Source organism: Rhizorhabdus dicambivorans (assembly GCF_002355275.1).
In the GTDB taxonomy this organism is placed as follows: Bacteria; Pseudomonadota; Alphaproteobacteria; order Sphingomonadales; family Sphingomonadaceae; genus Rhizorhabdus; species Rhizorhabdus dicambivorans.
The window spans coordinates 4441711-4457314 of sequence record NZ_CP023449.1 but is presented as its reverse complement, the minus strand read 5'-3'; the positions used below and the strand labels follow the sequence as shown (position 1 = coordinate 4457314).

The 15604-nt window shown below is 63.0% G+C and carries 15 protein-coding genes and 1 tRNA gene; 10 read left to right on the top strand and 6 right to left on the bottom strand.

Annotated elements, in window-relative coordinates:
* The first annotated feature begins 116 nt into the window (after window positions 1-116).
* The 4 genes from CMV14_RS20910 (at window position 117) to CMV14_RS20895 (ending at window position 3762) form a co-directional block, all read left to right on the top strand.
* Window positions 117-557 carry an Lrp/AsnC family transcriptional regulator gene (locus CMV14_RS20910; RefSeq protein WP_066961756.1) on the top strand — a complete coding sequence of 147 codons (441 nt, stop codon included), beginning with the start codon at window positions 117-119 and terminating at the stop codon, window positions 555-557.
* Window positions 558-921: 364 nt separating this feature from the next.
* Window positions 922-2772: a potassium transporter Kup gene (locus CMV14_RS20905; RefSeq protein WP_408014390.1), complete on the top strand. Its 1851-nt coding sequence runs from the start codon at window positions 922-924 to the stop codon at window positions 2770-2772.
* Between the two features lie 221 nt (window positions 2773-2993).
* Window positions 2994-3221, top strand: coding sequence for a hypothetical protein (locus CMV14_RS20900; protein ID WP_083215791.1), 228 nt, complete (start codon window positions 2994-2996; stop codon window positions 3219-3221).
* Window positions 3222-3240: 19 nt separating this feature from the next.
* The gene (locus tag CMV14_RS20895; protein WP_066961757.1) at window positions 3241-3762 is read left to right on the top strand and encodes a 2'-5' RNA ligase family protein; all 522 of its coding nucleotides are present in this window, start codon (window positions 3241-3243) and stop codon (window positions 3760-3762) included.
* Between the two features lie 96 nt (window positions 3763-3858).
* Here CMV14_RS20895 and CMV14_RS20890 read toward each other — a convergent pair whose 3' ends face one another.
* Together CMV14_RS20890 and CMV14_RS20885 are read right to left on the bottom strand one after the other, a co-directional pair.
* Window positions 3859-4266 carry a DUF3775 domain-containing protein gene (locus tag CMV14_RS20890; RefSeq protein ID WP_066961758.1) on the bottom strand — a complete coding sequence of 136 codons (408 nt, stop codon included), beginning with the start codon at window positions 4264-4266 and terminating at the stop codon, window positions 3859-3861.
* Window positions 4267-4340: 74 nt separating this feature from the next.
* Window positions 4341-5567, bottom strand: a complete 1227-nt coding sequence (locus CMV14_RS20885; protein ID WP_066961761.1) for an NAD(P)/FAD-dependent oxidoreductase — start codon at window positions 5565-5567, stop codon at window positions 4341-4343.
* A 126-nt stretch (window positions 5568-5693) separates the two neighbouring features.
* Here CMV14_RS20885 and CMV14_RS20880 point away from each other — a divergent pair.
* A tRNA-Met gene (locus CMV14_RS20880) sits at window positions 5694-5770 on the top strand.
* On the opposite strand, the gene CMV14_RS20875 is transcribed toward CMV14_RS20880, so the two are convergent.
* On the bottom strand, window positions 5765-5992 hold the full coding sequence (locus CMV14_RS20875; RefSeq protein ID WP_066961763.1) for a hypothetical protein: 228 nt from the start codon (window positions 5990-5992) through the stop codon (window positions 5765-5767). The two genes, CMV14_RS20880 and CMV14_RS20875, sit on opposite strands and share 6 nt — an antisense overlap.
* Before the next feature lie 218 nt (window positions 5993-6210).
* On the opposite strand from CMV14_RS20875, the gene CMV14_RS20870 reads away from it, so the two are divergent.
* The 3 genes from CMV14_RS20870 (at window position 6211) to CMV14_RS20860 (ending at window position 10625) form a co-directional block, all read left to right on the top strand.
* A complete protein-coding gene (locus CMV14_RS20870; protein WP_083215792.1) occupies window positions 6211-7413 on the top strand; it encodes an FAD-dependent monooxygenase in 1203 nt (400 codons plus the stop codon).
* Complete coding sequence (locus tag CMV14_RS20865) at window positions 7400-7900, top strand: hypothetical protein (RefSeq protein WP_096367803.1); 501 nt, start codon at window positions 7400-7402, stop codon at window positions 7898-7900. Before CMV14_RS20870 ends, CMV14_RS20865 begins: the two co-directional genes overlap by 14 nt.
* Before the next feature lie 367 nt (window positions 7901-8267).
* Window positions 8268-10625 carry a TonB-dependent receptor gene (locus CMV14_RS20860; protein WP_066961770.1) on the top strand — a complete coding sequence of 786 codons (2358 nt, stop codon included), beginning with the start codon at window positions 8268-8270 and terminating at the stop codon, window positions 10623-10625.
* A 72-nt stretch (window positions 10626-10697) separates the two neighbouring features.
* Here CMV14_RS20860 and CMV14_RS20855 read toward each other — a convergent pair whose 3' ends face one another.
* Window positions 10698-11861: a phosphotransferase gene (locus tag CMV14_RS20855; protein ID WP_066961773.1), complete on the bottom strand. Its 1164-nt coding sequence runs from the start codon at window positions 11859-11861 to the stop codon at window positions 10698-10700.
* Window positions 11862-12060: 199 nt separating this feature from the next.
* Between CMV14_RS20855 and CMV14_RS20850 the strand changes: the two genes are divergently transcribed.
* Complete coding sequence (locus CMV14_RS20850; protein ID WP_066961775.1) at window positions 12061-12315, top strand: Clp protease/crotonase-like domain-containing protein; 255 nt, start codon at window positions 12061-12063, stop codon at window positions 12313-12315.
* 27 nt (window positions 12316-12342) lie between these two features.
* On the opposite strand, the gene CMV14_RS20845 is transcribed toward CMV14_RS20850, so the two are convergent.
* Window positions 12343-12972, bottom strand: coding sequence for an RraA family protein (locus tag CMV14_RS20845; protein WP_066961777.1), 630 nt, complete (start codon window positions 12970-12972; stop codon window positions 12343-12345).
* The gene (locus CMV14_RS20840; protein WP_217992404.1) at window positions 12965-14161 is read right to left on the bottom strand and encodes an aminotransferase class I/II-fold pyridoxal phosphate-dependent enzyme; all 1197 of its coding nucleotides are present in this window, start codon (window positions 14159-14161) and stop codon (window positions 12965-12967) included. Before CMV14_RS20840 ends, CMV14_RS20845 begins: the two co-directional genes overlap by 8 nt.
* Before the next feature lie 287 nt (window positions 14162-14448).
* Here CMV14_RS20840 and CMV14_RS20835 point away from each other — a divergent pair, with 287 nt between their 5' ends.
* The gene (locus tag CMV14_RS20835) at window positions 14449-15576 is read left to right on the top strand and encodes an amidohydrolase family protein (RefSeq protein WP_066961781.1); all 1128 of its coding nucleotides are present in this window, start codon (window positions 14449-14451) and stop codon (window positions 15574-15576) included.
* Window positions 15577-15604: the final 28 nt, after the last annotated feature.

Here is a 15604-nt window from a genome sequence, read left to right as displayed (position 1 = left end):
ACCCGGTGCCGATGATAAAGCCGATGGACCGCAAAAAGGTTGCGAACTGGGGTCGTAACGGAGCCGGCGCTGGGATATATTTGCTCCACCTTCAAGCATGTGGGAAATTATCCCCGATGGATCGGATCGATCGCAAGATCATCGCCGAACTGGCACGCGATTCGGCGCAGACGAGCGAGCAGCTCGGCGCGCGCGTCGGCCTGTCGACGTCGGCGGCGCACCGGCGCGTCAAGGCGCTGGAGAAGGCGGGCGTGATCCTCGGCTATCGCGCTCTGCTTTCGGCCGAGGCGCGCGGCAATCCGACGACGATGTTCGTCCAGGTCACCCTTGTCGATCAGCGCCAGGCGACGATGCTCGCTTTCGAGGAGGCGCTCGCGCGCACCGCACAGATCGGCGAAGCCTATCTGCTCAGCGGCGAGTCGGATTATCTGCTCAAGGTCCAGGTGCCCGAGGGGGACAGCTATGAGCGGGTCCACCGCGACGTGCTGTCTGCTTTGCCGGGGGTGCAGCGGCTGGTGACGCAGATGACCCTGCGGACCTTGCTCGCCGGAAATTGACGACCCTTCCCAGCGTCATCCCGGACGTGATCCGGGATCCCGCTTCTTCCTCCAATGTCGACAGGAAAAGCTGGATCCCGGATCACATCCGGGATGACCTGTTCGAAAGGACGGCCCTCGCTTCGCAATGGTCCCCTAACGGCACAGCGCGCTTTCACCGCCGCGTGTTGCGGGCCCATGGAACAAATGCTAGGTGCCCGCCGCTATGCGCCGGGGGATCGAAGGGCGCTGGGAATGGGCGTATTTCAGGCATGAAGTCCATCGTCGCATGACGGGCGCCGCGACAGCGGGTGCGGAGCAGGCCGGGCCGGCTGCGCCGGGGGCGTCGCATGGCGGCGGCCACGGCCAGGGCAGCCTTGGCGCGATGGTGGTCGGCGCGATCGGCGTCGTCTTCGGCGATATCGGCACCAGCCCGCTCTACGCCTTCCGCGAAACCTTCGCCGGGCATCATCCGCTGCCGCCGGACGAACTCCACATCCTCGGCGTCCTCAGCCTGATCTTCTGGTCGATGATGCTGGTGGTGACGTTCAAATATGTCGCGATCATCATGCGCGCCGACAATAAGGGCGAAGGGGGCAGCCTGGCGCTGCTCGCGCTGATCAACCGGCAGACCGAGGGCAAGCGCTGGAGCAAGGGGATCATCCTGCTCGGGGTGTTCGCGACGGCATTGTTCTACGGCGACAGCATGATCACGCCCGCCATCTCGGTGCTGTCGGCGGTCGAGGGGCTGACCACGGTGGAGGCGGGGTTCGGACAATGGGTGCTGCCGATCGCGGTGGGCATATTGATCGGCCTGTTCATGATCCAGTCGCGCGGCACCGCGCGGGTCGGGCTGCTGTTCGGGCCGATCATGCTGGTCTATTTCACCGTGCTGGCGGTGCTGGGGCTCTGGCACATATTGGGCAATCCCGCCGTGCTGGTTGCGCTCAACCCCTGGTATGCGGTGCGCTTCTTCCTGGAGGAGGGTCATTTCGCCTTCCTCGCCATGGGCTCGGTGGTGCTGGCGGTGACGGGCGCCGAGGCGCTCTACGCCGATATGGGCCATTTCGGCCGCAAGCCGATCGGCCTTTCCTGGATGGTCTTCGTGCTCCCCGCGCTGATGCTCAACTATCTGGGGCAGGGCGCGATGATCCTGAGCCAGGACATGGCGACCGCCCTCCAGACGATCCAAAACCCCTTCTTCCTGCTGGCGCCGGAGATGCTGCGCCTGCCGCTCGTCATCCTCGCCACCATGGCGACGGTGATCGCCAGCCAGGCGGTCATCACCGGCGCCTTCTCGGTTACCCAGCAGGCGATCCAGCTTGGCTTCATCCCGCGCCTGCGCATCACCCATACCAGCGCCGGATCGATCGGCCAGATCTACATCCCGGCGATCAACTGGGGACTGATGGTGATGGTGATCCTGCTGATCATCTCGTTCCGCACCTCGTCCAACCTTGCCGCTGCCTATGGCATCGCGGTGACCGGCGCGATGGCGATCGACACCTGCCTGATCGCGGTGGTGCTGGTCCACCTGTGGGGTTGGAACAAGTGGCTGGCGGCGCCGCTGATCGGCGTGTTCGCGCTGGTCGACCTCGCCTATTTCGGCGCCAACCTGACCAAGGTGCCGGATGGCGGCTGGTTCCCGCTGCTGATCGGCTTCATCGCCTTCACCCTGCTCACCACCTGGGCACGGGGGCGCATGCTGATGATCAACCGGCTGCGCGAGGCGGCGATGCCGGTGAAGGTGTTCGTCCAGTCGGCGGTCAACTCGGCGGTGCGGGTGCCGGGGACGGCGGTGTTCATGACCTCGCAGGCGCAGGGCGTGCCGCACGCGCTGCTCCACAACCTCAAGCACAACAAGGTGCTGCACGAGCGGGTCATCCTGCTCACTGTCACCATCGCCGACGTGCCCTATGTCGCGCTCGAGAACCGCATAAGCCACAGCGATCTCGGCCAAGGCTTTTTCCGCATCGTGATCAACTATGGCTTCATGGAGGATCCGGACGTGCCCGCCGTGCTCGGCGCGACGCGCAGCTGCGGGCCCGCGTTCAAGATGATGGACACCAGCTTCTTCCTCGCCCGGCAGACGCTGCTCCCGTCAGAGCATCCCGGCATGGCGGTGTGGCGCGAGAAGCTCTTCTCCTGGATGCTCCGCAACGCCGAAAGCGCGATGGAGTTCTTCAAGCTGCCGACCAACCGCGTCGTGGAACTCGGCAGCCAAGTCGAGATATAGGGCCTGGTGTTTTCTTTTTGTTCTTGACATGTAGGATTGCCGTGGCTTGGCTGCCGTCGCGGCATGGCTGTCCGTCGGGCCGTAACGGGCTCCTTCTCATAAAAAAATAAAAAAACGAACGAACAACCCCATGCACCCGGGATTTCTGCGAATCGATCGCATTTATATCCCCTGTGACATCGGTAACAGCGGGCGATTCGGGCTTCGGCTAGATCGACCGGATGATGATGTTCAAGGACAACACCCCGCTCGACCATCTCGCCAGCGATCTGGCGGCCGACGCGGGCCAGGCCTGGAAGGACATGGCCGACTTCCCCGGCTACAAGCGCACCATCTGGCGGGACACCGCCAAGCTCCACGTCCGCAGGCACATTCCTGACGCTCGCGTGGAATGCCTGCCGAGCGGATGGGATGGCAAGGAAGGCGTCTGCTTCATCCGCAAGCGCTGAGCGTGTAGGCTGGCGGTGCATGGCCGCCGCCCCGATCATCGTCTCCGCGCTGCTCGCCCCCGAGGACCTCGCCTGGGCCGACGGTCTGCGCCGGGCCCATTACCCGGCCGAACATAACCGGCTGCCCGCGCACCTGACCCTGTTCCACCACCTCCCGCCCTCCGCGCTCGACGAGATAAGGCGCCGGCTGATGGCCGAGGCCAGGACGACGGCGCGGCCGGCAGCGCGGGTGGCCCGGCTGCTGGCGCTGGGGCGGGGCGTCGCGCTGGGCGTCGACAGCCCGGGCCTCGTCGCCATCCGAAGCCGGATCGCCGAAGCGCTGGAGGGAAGTCTGACGCCGCAGGACCGCGCCGCCTGGCGACCGCACATCACCGTGCAGAACAAGGTGGCTGCTTCCGAGGCGCGGGCATTGTTTCAGGACTTGCGCAGCGACTTTCGGCCGCGCCCGATCGGGATCACCGGGATGGCCCTCTGGTGGTATCGCGGCGGCCCATGGGAGCCGATCGCGGAATACAGGTTCAGTCGACCTGGAAGACCTTGATCGGATCAGGCTGGTTAGCCTGATCCGTGAATCAAGGTCTCAACCATCGAAGAGCCTGATTCACGCCTTCGGCGGAAGCGCGCGGCGCTTCCTCCTTCACCGATCAGGCTCGGCCCCGTCGCAGCTGAGATCGAAGGCGGCGAGGCCGGCGTCCAGATAGCCCGCCAGCATCGGCATATCGAGCAGCTGATCGACGACCGAATCATTGTCGTCCTCGTTGGCCTCTTCCAGCGCCTCGTCCCATTCGCTGGCGTCATAGGTGCCGCGTCCGACCCAGGCGAGCGCCAGCACCTCCGCCGCCTCGTCCTCGGGCAGGTCCTCGAGCAGGGTGCGGACTTCGTCCTCGACCGCTTCGTTGGCCTCGTCCTCCAGCACCGCCAGCGGATCGTCGCTGTCGGTGGGATCGTCCTCATCGTCATTCTCGATCGCGGGCACCTGAGCCTCAAGCTCGCGCGCCCGCACGATCAGCCGACATAACGTATCCAGCGAAACCGTCAGTTCCATTTTCGATCCCTCGTCCCCAAGCGGTACGGCGCGTTTTCCAACGTGGACGCGATGCTACGGTTCCAAGGGGCCCTTCAGGCCGGGAGCAGGCTCTTGAGCGGGGTCTCCGGATCGGCCAGCGCGGCCTTGTCGGGCGAATGGCCGCCGACGACGAGCGCCTTGCCCTGGACATAGTCCTTGACCGCGTTGACGCAATCGAGCGCCAGCACCTTGCCGTTCTTGAGGTAGACGACGGAGAAGCTGCGATTGGCCGGATCGCCGCGCACGATCGTCTCGTCATAGCCGATCGACAGGCCCATCGTCTGGAGGCGCAGGTCATACTGGTTCGACCAGAACCACGGCACCGCATGATAGGGTTCGGCCGCGCCCAGGATGTGCTTGGCCGCCGTGGTCGCCTGGTCATTGGCGTTCTGGACCGATTCGAGGCGGATGCGCGCGCCGTCCGCGAAGGCATTGCTGTGCATCGCGCAGTCGCCGATCGCATAGATGTCGGGCAGGCTGGTGCGGCAATATTCGTCCACGTCGACGCCGTTGGCGCCCGCGGCGCCGGCCGCCACCAGCGGTTCGACGGCGGGCACGATGCCGATGCCGACGATCACCATGTCGGCGGGGATGACGGTGCCGTCGTCCATGCGGACGCCCGTGACCCGGCCCTCGCCGACGATGCAGTCGACCTTGGCGCCGAGCTGGACGTCGACGCCATGGGCGCGGTGCTCGGCTTCGTAGAAGCGCGACAGCGCCTCGCCGGCGACGCGGGCGAGAACGCGGTCGAGCGCCTCCAGCACGGTCACCTTCTTGCCGAACTTGCTGAGGACGGCGGCCGCTTCCAGGCCGATATAGCCGCCGCCGATGACGACGACGTTGGTGGTGCGCTCCATCTCCGCCAGCATCCGGTCGGCATCCTCGCGGGTGCGCACGCCATGGACGCCCGGCAGATCGTTGCCCGAGCAGCTCAGCCGGCGCGGCGCGCCGCCGGTCGCCCAGATCAGCTTGCCGTAGGAGAGGGTCGAGCCGTCGGACAGCGTGACCTGGTGCGCGGCGGGATCGACGGCGGTGACGCGCTTGCCCAGCAGCATCTCGACGTTGCGATCGGCCCAGAAGGCGGCCGGGCGGATCATGATCCGCTCGAAGCTCTTCTCGCCCGAGAAATATTCCTTGGAGAGAGGTGGGCGCTCATAGGGCAGTTCGGGCTCGTCGCCGACGATGGCGATCGTGCCTTCGAACTTGTTCTGCCGAAGCGCCACTGCGGCCTGCGCCCCGCCATGGCCGGCTCCAACGATCAGAACGTCATACTGCGCCAATTTCGAATCTCCCCCGCCTTTTCGACTGTCACCGCGCTCTCTATCGCGCACAGCGCCAATGTCCAGTTGACCGCGATCAACGGCCCGCTTATAGGCCCGCTCCACCGCTTTGGCGGGCGCCTTTGGGGCGGAGTAGCTCAGCTGGTTAGAGCAGCGGAATCATAATCCGCGTGTCGGGGGTTCAAGTCCCTCCTCCGCTACCAACAGAAACATCCCTGATTGGAGAAGCGCTGCCTTGCGGCCGAGCGCAGGTCTGGGAGCTTCGCCAAGCGGCCTTCCACCTCGCTCTGGAAGCCGGAGTCGTCGGGCTCCGGCGTCAAGATGATCTCATGATGAGGCTGCGCACCGCCGGGATCGCTTCGATCCGGCGCCACGCCCAAGGCGAGCATCCCGAAGATCGCGCCATGGAAGGTCTCGGTGGACATACCCCCATCACGTGCGATTCGCGCTTCAATGGCGCTGCTCGAGGTCGAATTAAGACTCATTGACGTACTCTAGTTGACGAGAAAAATAAGATGCGCTAACATCTCTTATTACAGGAATAGCGCAGCGATGAGGCAAGGTAAGCCTCGGTTCCGGCGCTGTTTTGGCGAGGTTTAGGCGGCGGGGAGTTTCGCCGGCTTGCTGTCAAGCGAGGTGAGTGGTGGCGCCAGGTAATGGTCTAAAGGTTCTGGTTTGCGGCGCGAGCATCGCGGGCCCAACGGTTGGCTATTGGCTCACCGAATATGGGTTCGATGTGGAAATCGTCGAGCGGTCGTCCGAGGTTCGTGGAGGCGGTTATCCGATCGATCTGCGAGGATCGGCCATGGACGTCGCGGAGCGGATGGGGATGTCCGAAGCGTTGCGCGAAGCGCATCTCGATATAGGCAAGCTCACGCTGTTTGACGGTCAAGGCGAGACGGTGTTGTCCGTGAACCCCGAGCAATTCAGCGGTGGAAGCCGCGGACATGATGTCGAGGTGCCCCGCGGCGATCTGGCCAAATTGCTCTATGATCGCACGCGAGACCGCTGCACCTATTATTTCAACGATCACGTGATCGCGCTCAACGACCGCGGTGGCGAGGTCGAGGTGGAATTCGCTTCGGGGCGGCGCGGCTGCTACGCCTATGTGATCGGGGCTGATGGACTTCATTCCGCCACGCGCCAGTTCATCTTCGGGGACGAAGCGGCGTTCATCCGCCATCTCGGCTTTTTCTTCGTCGGGTTCACCCTGCCCAACGACTTTGGCCTCGATCGCGAGCAGCAGGTGTTCTCCACGGTCGGACGAATGGCTGGGCTAAGCAGTGTGCGCGGACGCGAGCGTATAACTGCGCTGCTGACGATGGCGCTCGATGCGATGCCGACATCAGATGAGCGCGATCCCGACGTCCAGCGGGAACGCTTCAGGGCGCTGTTCTCCCAGGACAAGTGGCACATTCCACGCTTGCTGGAAGCGCTGGACCAGGCAGACGACCTCTATTTGGACACTGTCAGCCAGATCCGTATGCCGAGCTGGTCAAAGGGCAGAATCGCGCTGGTGGGCGACGCGGCCTATGCCCCATCCTTCGTGACGGGTCAGGGATCCAGTCTAGCGCTCATCGGCGCCTATGTGCTTGCTGGCGAGTTGTCCCGCCACGCCGAAGATCCGCAAGCGGCCTTCGCTGCCTATGACGCGGAATACCGGCCCTTTGCCGAGGCGAACCAGAACCTCGTCGGCAAAGGGTGGCAGTTCATTCCGGCCGATGTCGAAAGCGAACGCCAGCGCAACGAGCGATTGCGTTCAAGCGGACTGCCGGCCGCACCTGCCGAGCAGAAGCGCGCAATCCACAACGGTATCAAGATCAAGGATTATCATGCTGACAGCTGATCACCCCAATGCGCTCTGGCTGGCGGGGATGTACGGGCACGAACTGCAATCCGACCCCGCGAGCGGACAGCTCTCGGACGAGGAGCGCGACAAGCGCCATGCCGAGCATGTTGCCAAGTACATGTCTCGCATGTCGCCGAACCTGATCGTCCACACCGGCGGTGTGAAGCTGGCGGCGACAGGCGACATGGCCTTCCTGAAAGCCTATGCGCGCCGACGCGCCTCGCTCAGCGATGGCGGCGATGTTTCGATTATCGCGATCAACCAAATCCTTGCGGACGACAATTACGGCATCCTGCATTTCCGCTCGCGCACGAAGCGCGGTGATCATGTGTGGGAACGCGATGGCATGGGCGCGTGGCGTTTCGAGAACGGTATCGCGGTCGAACATTGGGAGCTGTCCAACGGGCCCAAATGGGATGCTTATTATCTAGGAGGCGATCCAGATTTTCGCGGAGACGCGATAGAATATTGGACAAGGGATTAAAGCAATTACTGAATTGGCGGTGTGAACCGCAATTCATCAATAATAACTGTCCAATTGACGTTATTAAAAGAATGTGCGGGTAAGAGCAGAAACACATATGTAATTTAGTTCTTCGGGTTTCTTATGTAACTTACCCCGAAGAGCATGCCGTGCAAAATAAATAGACGAAATAAGTTGGCCGCGCATTTCGGCATTCATCCCCACCTCGCATCGCCGGATGAAGGTCGAGCAGGTCGGCGGGGTCGCCGCGGCAGCGGACACTGAATCGATAGGGGATCAAGGAAGGACTTTGTCTGAGGGCGGCAACGTCCGCAGCTGGGCAGCCATTGTTTGATGACGGTGAAGAGTATCAAACGGGGAGATTGAGATGATCAAAATGGGTTGGAAGTTGCGCGCCGCGCCGCGTCGCGCTTGGCAGTCGACGACGGCGATGCTGCTCGGATCGACAGCTTGTCTGCTAGTTATCCCGAGCGGCGAAGCTCTGGCGCAGCAACGCGAAGGGAGCGGGGAAATCGTCGTGACTGCACAGCGCCGCGAACAGGCGGTGATGGATGTGCCGATCTCTGTCAGCGTGGTCAGCGCCGCAAAAATCCAGACTCTCAATCTGTCGACCTTCACTTCGGTGGCCCAGCAAACCCCGAACTTCAACATCACCTTCGAGCGCGGCGCCAACTCGGCACCCGATCTGAGCATTCGTGGCGTGCGCGGGGATGGATCGACGGCTCGTGTGAACGAGAGCTCGGTCGCGGTTTATGTCGACGACATCTATCTGGGCGACGAGAACAGCCTGGCGGGGCACATGTTCGATGTGCAGCGCGTCGAAGTGCTTCGTGGCCCTCAAGGTACGTTGTTCGGCCGGAACACGACCGGCGGCCTGGTGCAGTTTGTGTCCGCGGCGCCGACCGCCGAGTTCACGCAAAAGGCCAGCGTGCTCTATGGATCGGACAATTGGCTTAACATCAACGGCGCTGTCAGCGGGGCGCTGAGCCCTGGCATACGCACGCGCCTCGCGGGCCAGTTCGAAACGCATGATGGCCATCACACAAACCGGGCCACGCTCGCGGGTGTACCGCGCAAGCTTGGCGCCAGGGAGGTCTGGAGCGTGCGCAGCACGACCGATTTCGATATCGGTGACGCGTCATCGCTGCGGCTGCAGGTGACTCACTCGGAAACAGATTCGGAGTCCACGCCCAATTACGGGCCGGGCGTGTGGCGGGATGCTTCGCGCGCTCTTTGTTCACGAGCCGAGATTTTTGCTGCGCGCTGCGTGGACGCCATCGTTCTCGGAGGGCAGCCGCCGATCACCTCGATCCGGCCTGGTGACGCGATCACTGAACTCACTCGCGATGAGTTGGCGATCAAGCACAAGCTGACGTCGGCCACCGCGAAGTTCGAAACCGACCTGGGCGGCGCATCGCTGATCAACATCGCCAATTACACCCATTTCAAGTCGCGGGTCGGGTTGGACGGCGATGGCACCACGCCGAGCACGCTCAATCTTCGCGTCTATGTGCAGCTGTTCAACGAAAGCGAGCAGTTCAGCGACGAACTGCGGCTGCAGGGGGAAAGCCAGGCCTTCGACTGGGTGGCCGGGGTCTTCTACTATCAGGACAAGAAGAAGAATCGGAACGTCGTTCAGCGGCGCACCAATACCAATGCAGCTTCCGTGATCGCGCCATCCAATGCGCGTGTCGATACTACCTCGGGCGCCGCGTTCGGCCAGATCGATTGGCGGTTCGCCGATCGACTGACGCTCACCACGGGGGCACGCTATACGATCGAGAACCGCGAGCTGGTCACAGCGGTCCGGGGCGCCACGCAAGCCGGCCCCGCTGTGCTTCCCGCAGTCGATGTGCGTTCAGGTGTGGCCGACCCTGATCCGGTCACCAAAGATGTGACCGGTCGAGTGAGCTTGACGTTCGAAGCGACCCCGGACCACAGCCTCTATGGGAGCTACTCGCGCGGCGCCAAAAGCGTCGGCTACAGTGTCTTCTATGTTGCAGGAAGCCTGGCCGAGAACGCAGCCAAGACCGGTCCGGTCGGACAGGAGCATGTCAACGCGTTCGAGATTGGCAGCAAAAATCGCCTTTTCGACCGGACGCTGAGTCTAAACCTCGCGGCCTTCTATTACCTGTTCAATGGTAAGCAGGAACTGCTGACTGTAGCGGGTAATCAGGCCGGGGGCGGAATCGCTGTTTTGACCCAGTTCATCAATGTCGGCCGAGCCGAGATGTACGGTGCCGAAGTCGAGCTCGATTACAAGCCGAACGAAAGGTGGGATTTCAACTTCTCGGGAGGACTGTTGCGCACGGAGATCACCAAGTCTCCCGTTCGTTTCCAGACCCCGCTGGGCACCACTGTTCCACTCGTCGGGCGACCGCTGCCGGCGACGCCCAAATGGAATCTCAGTGCTTCGATTGCGCACCATATTCCTGTGAGCGGTGTCGGCACGTTCACGCTGCAGGCGGACGGACGAGCCCAAGCGAAGCAGAACACGGGATTGAGCAATATCTCGCTGGCGGATATTCCTTCCTATGGCTTGGTCAATTTCCGGGTCATGTGGGAATCGGAAGACCAGCGGTTCAATGTTCAGGCATTCGTTACCAACGCTTTCAAGAAGACCTATTTCAACGGCATTAGCGATGCCAATCTGGGTGCCGGCTCATTGCTGACCCAGGTCGGCGAACCTCGCCTGTGGGGCGTAAAGCTCGGCGCTAACTTCTGATCTGTCGGTTCGCGGCGCTCCTCCTGCCGCCGGCGGCGAATGGAGGAGGCCGCGGATGGCGCGCCCCCGGCGTTACGACGTCGGGGGCGTGGCCGTCTCAGCGTCAGAGAGGGCCTTTGCCGACCACAATGCGCTGGCGATGATGCTGGCGCGGGCCGCATCGGAAAGGTCGGTCGCGCGCATCAACCGCAGCCCGACCGCGCCAACTGCTAAATGGTGGTTGCCGGGCGATTCGAGGGCGCCGAAGAACTGCCTCGCAACGACGCGGATCTTGGCGATGGCAGTCGCATGAGGGGATTGGATTTCCGGCCGGCCGAACGCCATCTGACGTTCAAGATACAGGATTTCGTTGAAGGTCATCGAGACGGGATGATTGATCCGCACGCTGGCCTCGAGCGTGACGAGATCCTGCAGCGCATGTCCCCGGCCGACGCGTTGGAAATCCACCAGTTGCCCCCCGCCGGCATCGGCCGCCAACACGACATTATCCGAATTAAGGTCGCCGTGAACCACGCAGCTCACATGCTCGCGAGGGCCGGATGCGAACAGAGTCCGGGTAAGATTGGGGAAGCGGGCATCTCCGACACGGTAGCCCTCGGCGCAGCGCTGCAGGCCGAAATAACGCGCAGCATGTTCGAACAGCACCCTTTCAGCTGCGCTCGCGGCGGAGAGATCGCCAAAATAGCGGTGCAGATAATAGCGCGAAAGATCACTCTGATCCCGTGCGATGGTGGGGTGGTACCAGCATCGCCACAGCGTATCGATGAGCGAGGAAAGCACGCTATCCAGCGCGACGGCGTCACCTGCCAGCAGACGATCGGTGAGCGTCACCGGCCGCTCGCCATTCCCTAACAAGGAATAGAGCAGCGCCGCCCGGCCGCCTTTGCTCGCGAAGGCCAGAAGGTCGGGCCGGCATGAGGGCGGCAGCAGCGGGCGGACGAAGCGTTCGTAGTTCCTCTGTTCGGCGATTCCTGCATCGCGTGTGGCGATCTTGAGCACAGCGGGCGCGACGGCACAGGTGTGATCCCTGGCCTGGGAGGAGACGATTCTGAAGACATGGGCCCCGCTGCGCCCCCCGCTCAGCGATTCGAGCTTGATCGAATCGGGCATGGCATCGCCGTCACCTGCGCGCGCGCCGTCAAGAAGCACCGCGATCAAGTCCGCCACTTCCTGAGCTTCCGTTACGGTGCGGAAGCAGGTGCGGTCGGCAAACGTGATGTGCGGAGAACGGATCAAGTATTAGATATCCGGAAGGGTGTGTCGGTTCACGAGCGATTTGCATTTACAATCGCGAGTGCCAGAACGAACGCAAGTGCGATGATCAGGATGGTCACGCTTTTCGACCCGGATATCGCACTCATGTTCGCCGCATCTTCATGCCCGGGGAGCGTCGAGAGGCGAGCTGGTCTCCCGATTGTATCCTGATGACGGGCTTTTGGCGTCCACCCGCGCGCTTGCGCGCGAGATCGCCGCCCATACCGCACCGGTCGCGGCTGCGCTCATCCGGCGGATGTTGTGGCGCGGCTTGGGCATGAGCCTTCCGATGGAAGCGCACCGCATTGGTAGCCGCGGAATCTTCACCCGCAGCAGCAGCAGCGATGCTGCCCAGGGCGTCACGGCGTTCCTGGAAAAGCGCGCCACGCACTTCTCGGACCGGATGTCGCGCGACATGCCCGGCTTCTTTCCCTGATGGGAAGAGCGGGGCTATTGGTAGGCGTCAGGAGGTCTTGCCATACGCGCCAGTGTAGGTGCCGTCGCGAATGCTGCGCAGAATTTCCTCTTCGCGGGCTTCCTGCGCACGCACCGCTTGGAGCAGATCGGCAGCGATTGCTTGCGGGAACGCCACCACGCCGTCGTCATCGCCGACCACGATGTCGCCGGGCCCTACGATAAGGCCGCCAATCGAGACCGGAACGTTGATCTGCCCGGGGCCGTTCTTGAAAGGCCCGCGATGGATGGCCGCGCGGGCAAAGCAGGGAAAGCCAGCCTCGACGAAGGCATTGAGGTCACGGATCGCGCCGTCGACGACAAAGCCCGCCGCGCCCCCGACCTGGGCGATCGTCATCATGATTTCGCCTACCAATGCGCGGCTGATGTCGCCATCGCCGTCGACCACGACCACGTCGCCCGGCTTTACGAGTTCCAGCGCCTTGTGAATCGCCAGATTGTCGCCGGCGGCGACACGCACGGTAAGCGCGGGGCCCGCCATGGTTTGCGTGACACGGTGAAAGGGACGTATCCCGATCGCACCGGGCAAGCGTTCGAGATTGTCGCTGATGATCGCGGTTGAACTGCGCTGGAACGCCGCGACCAACCCTTCGAGCGTATTCGCGGTTGCGTCAGCCATGAACCACTTCCTTCTGTACGACCAGCGCTCCGCATGCTGCGGCGATTGCCTTGCTGCCCGCCTCGACCGCGTCGGGCGCTGCCGCGAATGACAGGCGAAGATATGGGGAGAGACCATAGGCCCCCCCGTCAAGGACGGCGACCTTTGCTTCCTCGAGCAGATAGAGCGAGAAATCGAGATCCGTGGCGATGCGCTTGCCGGCGGGTGTGCGGGCACCGATGAAGGCAGCTATTCCGACATAGAGGTAAAAGGCGCCCGCTGGCACATTCAGCTCGAGGCCCGGCACATCTGAAAGGATTTCCAGCATGCGGTCGCGCCGAGCGCGGTACATCGCCGCCGCCTCGCTAACGCAACGTTGATCCCCAGTCAGCGCGACGACCGCCGCCGCCTGGCCCACCGAACTGGCGCAGGTCGTGCTCTGCCCGATCATCTTGACGATCACGTCGATCAGCGGCCGTGGACCGGCGGCATAGCCGATCCGCCAGCCGGTCATGGCATAAGCCTTGGACATGCCGTTGATGATCAGCGCGCGGTCGAACAAATCCGGCGCAACCTCGACCATGCTCAGCGCGCGTATGTCTTCATAGCAGAGATGCTCGTAAATCTCGTCGGTCATGACCCATATATGCGGGTGGCGCCGCAGCACCTCGGCAAGACCTTCCAGTTCGCGCCGCGAATAGACCGCGCCCGTCGGGTTGTTTGGAGAATTGAGGACCAGCCATCGCGTGCGCGGGGTGACCGCCGCCTCAAGCTGCGCAGGCGTGAGCTTGAAGCCCGTGTCCTGCCCGCAGGGGATGATCACGGGGCTGCCGCCGTGCAGGGTGACGATGTCGGGATAGGAGACCCAATAGGGTGCGGGTATGACAACTTCGTCGCCCGGATCGAGCGTGGCGGCGAACGTCTCGTAGATAAGCTGCTTGGCGCCACAGCCGACGACGATCTGCTCGGCGCTGCACGCCAGTCCTTTTTCTCGCTGGAGCGTCTCGGCAATCGCCTGGCGGAGGGCCGGCTCTCCAGCCGAGGGCGTGTAATGCGTTTCCCCGGCCCCCATCGCTTGCAGCGCGCCCTCGATGATGTGAGCCGGTGTGGGAATGTCAGGCTCGCCGATCGTCAGATCCACGATCTGCTCGCCTGCTGCCCGCAGATCCGCGACGATCTTCTTGGCCGCGATACTGGCAGAAGGCTTCATTGCCGCGGCGCGGCTTGAAATGGTTAGACTCGCCGGCATTGGTCCCTCCAGGCTATATGGGATTAAGATACATATAAGCATCTTACCGTCAAGTTGGCGGCCGGTCTCAATTATAGGGCACGCAACTCGGCCCGCTATTCGATCATGTACATAATTTCCCCGTCCATGCCTCGCAGAAGGGGTGCAGGATGATAGATACTGCTGCCGCTTGAGGATCTATCGAGTTTCCCGTTTGGAGCTGTTTTGGGCGGGCTCGGTTTGGCTAGATAGTGATGGTTAGGGATCTCATGGGCACCGACTACAAGATCATCTCATCTGACTCCCACGTCATAGAGCCCTGGTTTTTGTGGCAGGAGCGTGTTCCGGCCAAGTTCCGCGACCGTGCGCCGCGGCTTGTCCGCAGCGAGGACGGCAGCGACAGGCTGGTGTGCGAGGACATCGAACTGCCGCCCATAGGCACGGCGGCTGGCGTGTTCCGGGGCAACAGCGAGGTCCGGCAGACGGGTCGCTGGGAAGAGGACATTCCGCCGTCGGCCTATGATCCGACCGCGCGCATCGCGGAGATCGACCGCGACTCGATCTGGGGCGAGGTCATGTACCCGACGTTCGGGCTTGGCTTTTACGGCATCGACGACGCGGAGTTCAAATGGGCGCTGCTGCGCGCCTACAACGACTGGCTCGCCGAGTTCTGCAGCGCCTATCCGAACCGGTTCAAGGGCGTGGCGATGGTCGCCAACGACGATCCGGCGCTCGCCATCGAGGAGATGCAGCGCGCCAAGAAGCTTGGCCTGGTCGGCGTGATGATCCCGACGGTCGCGGGCGAAGGCGTGCCCCAGTATCACGAGAAGGGCATGGACGCACTCTGGGCGGCGTCTGTCGACCACGACATGTCGATCAACATCCACGCCGGCACGGCGCGGGACCGCAACAAGAAGACGAGCCTCATCCAGTCGTCGGGCGGCCGCGATCCGACGAAGTCGCCGATGAAGTACGACCTCTTTGTCCGGGTGATGCTGAACATGATCTTCGGCGGCGTGTTTGTTCGCCACCCCAAGCTCAAGTTCATCTCGGCCGAGAACGAGGCGGGCTGGGTCACGCACATCCTCGAGCGCGCCGACTATGAGTGGGAGCGCTACCAGAACGTCGAGCTGAAGGGCTTCGAGAGCCGCATCCCCGAAAAGCCGAGCGCCTATTTCCGCCGCAACATCAAGCTCACCTTCCTGCGCGACACGGTGGCCATCCGCACCTATGACCTTCTGGGTGAGGACACGCTGATGTTTCAGACGGATTTCCCGCACGGGATCAGCACCTACCCGAACTCGCGCCGGATGAGCGACGAGATGTTCGCCGGCGTCGACGAGAAGGTGCGCCACAAGATCGTCTACCAGACCGCCGCCGACCTTTACGGCTTCTGATGCGCCGGACGATGGTGGCCGGGCACAA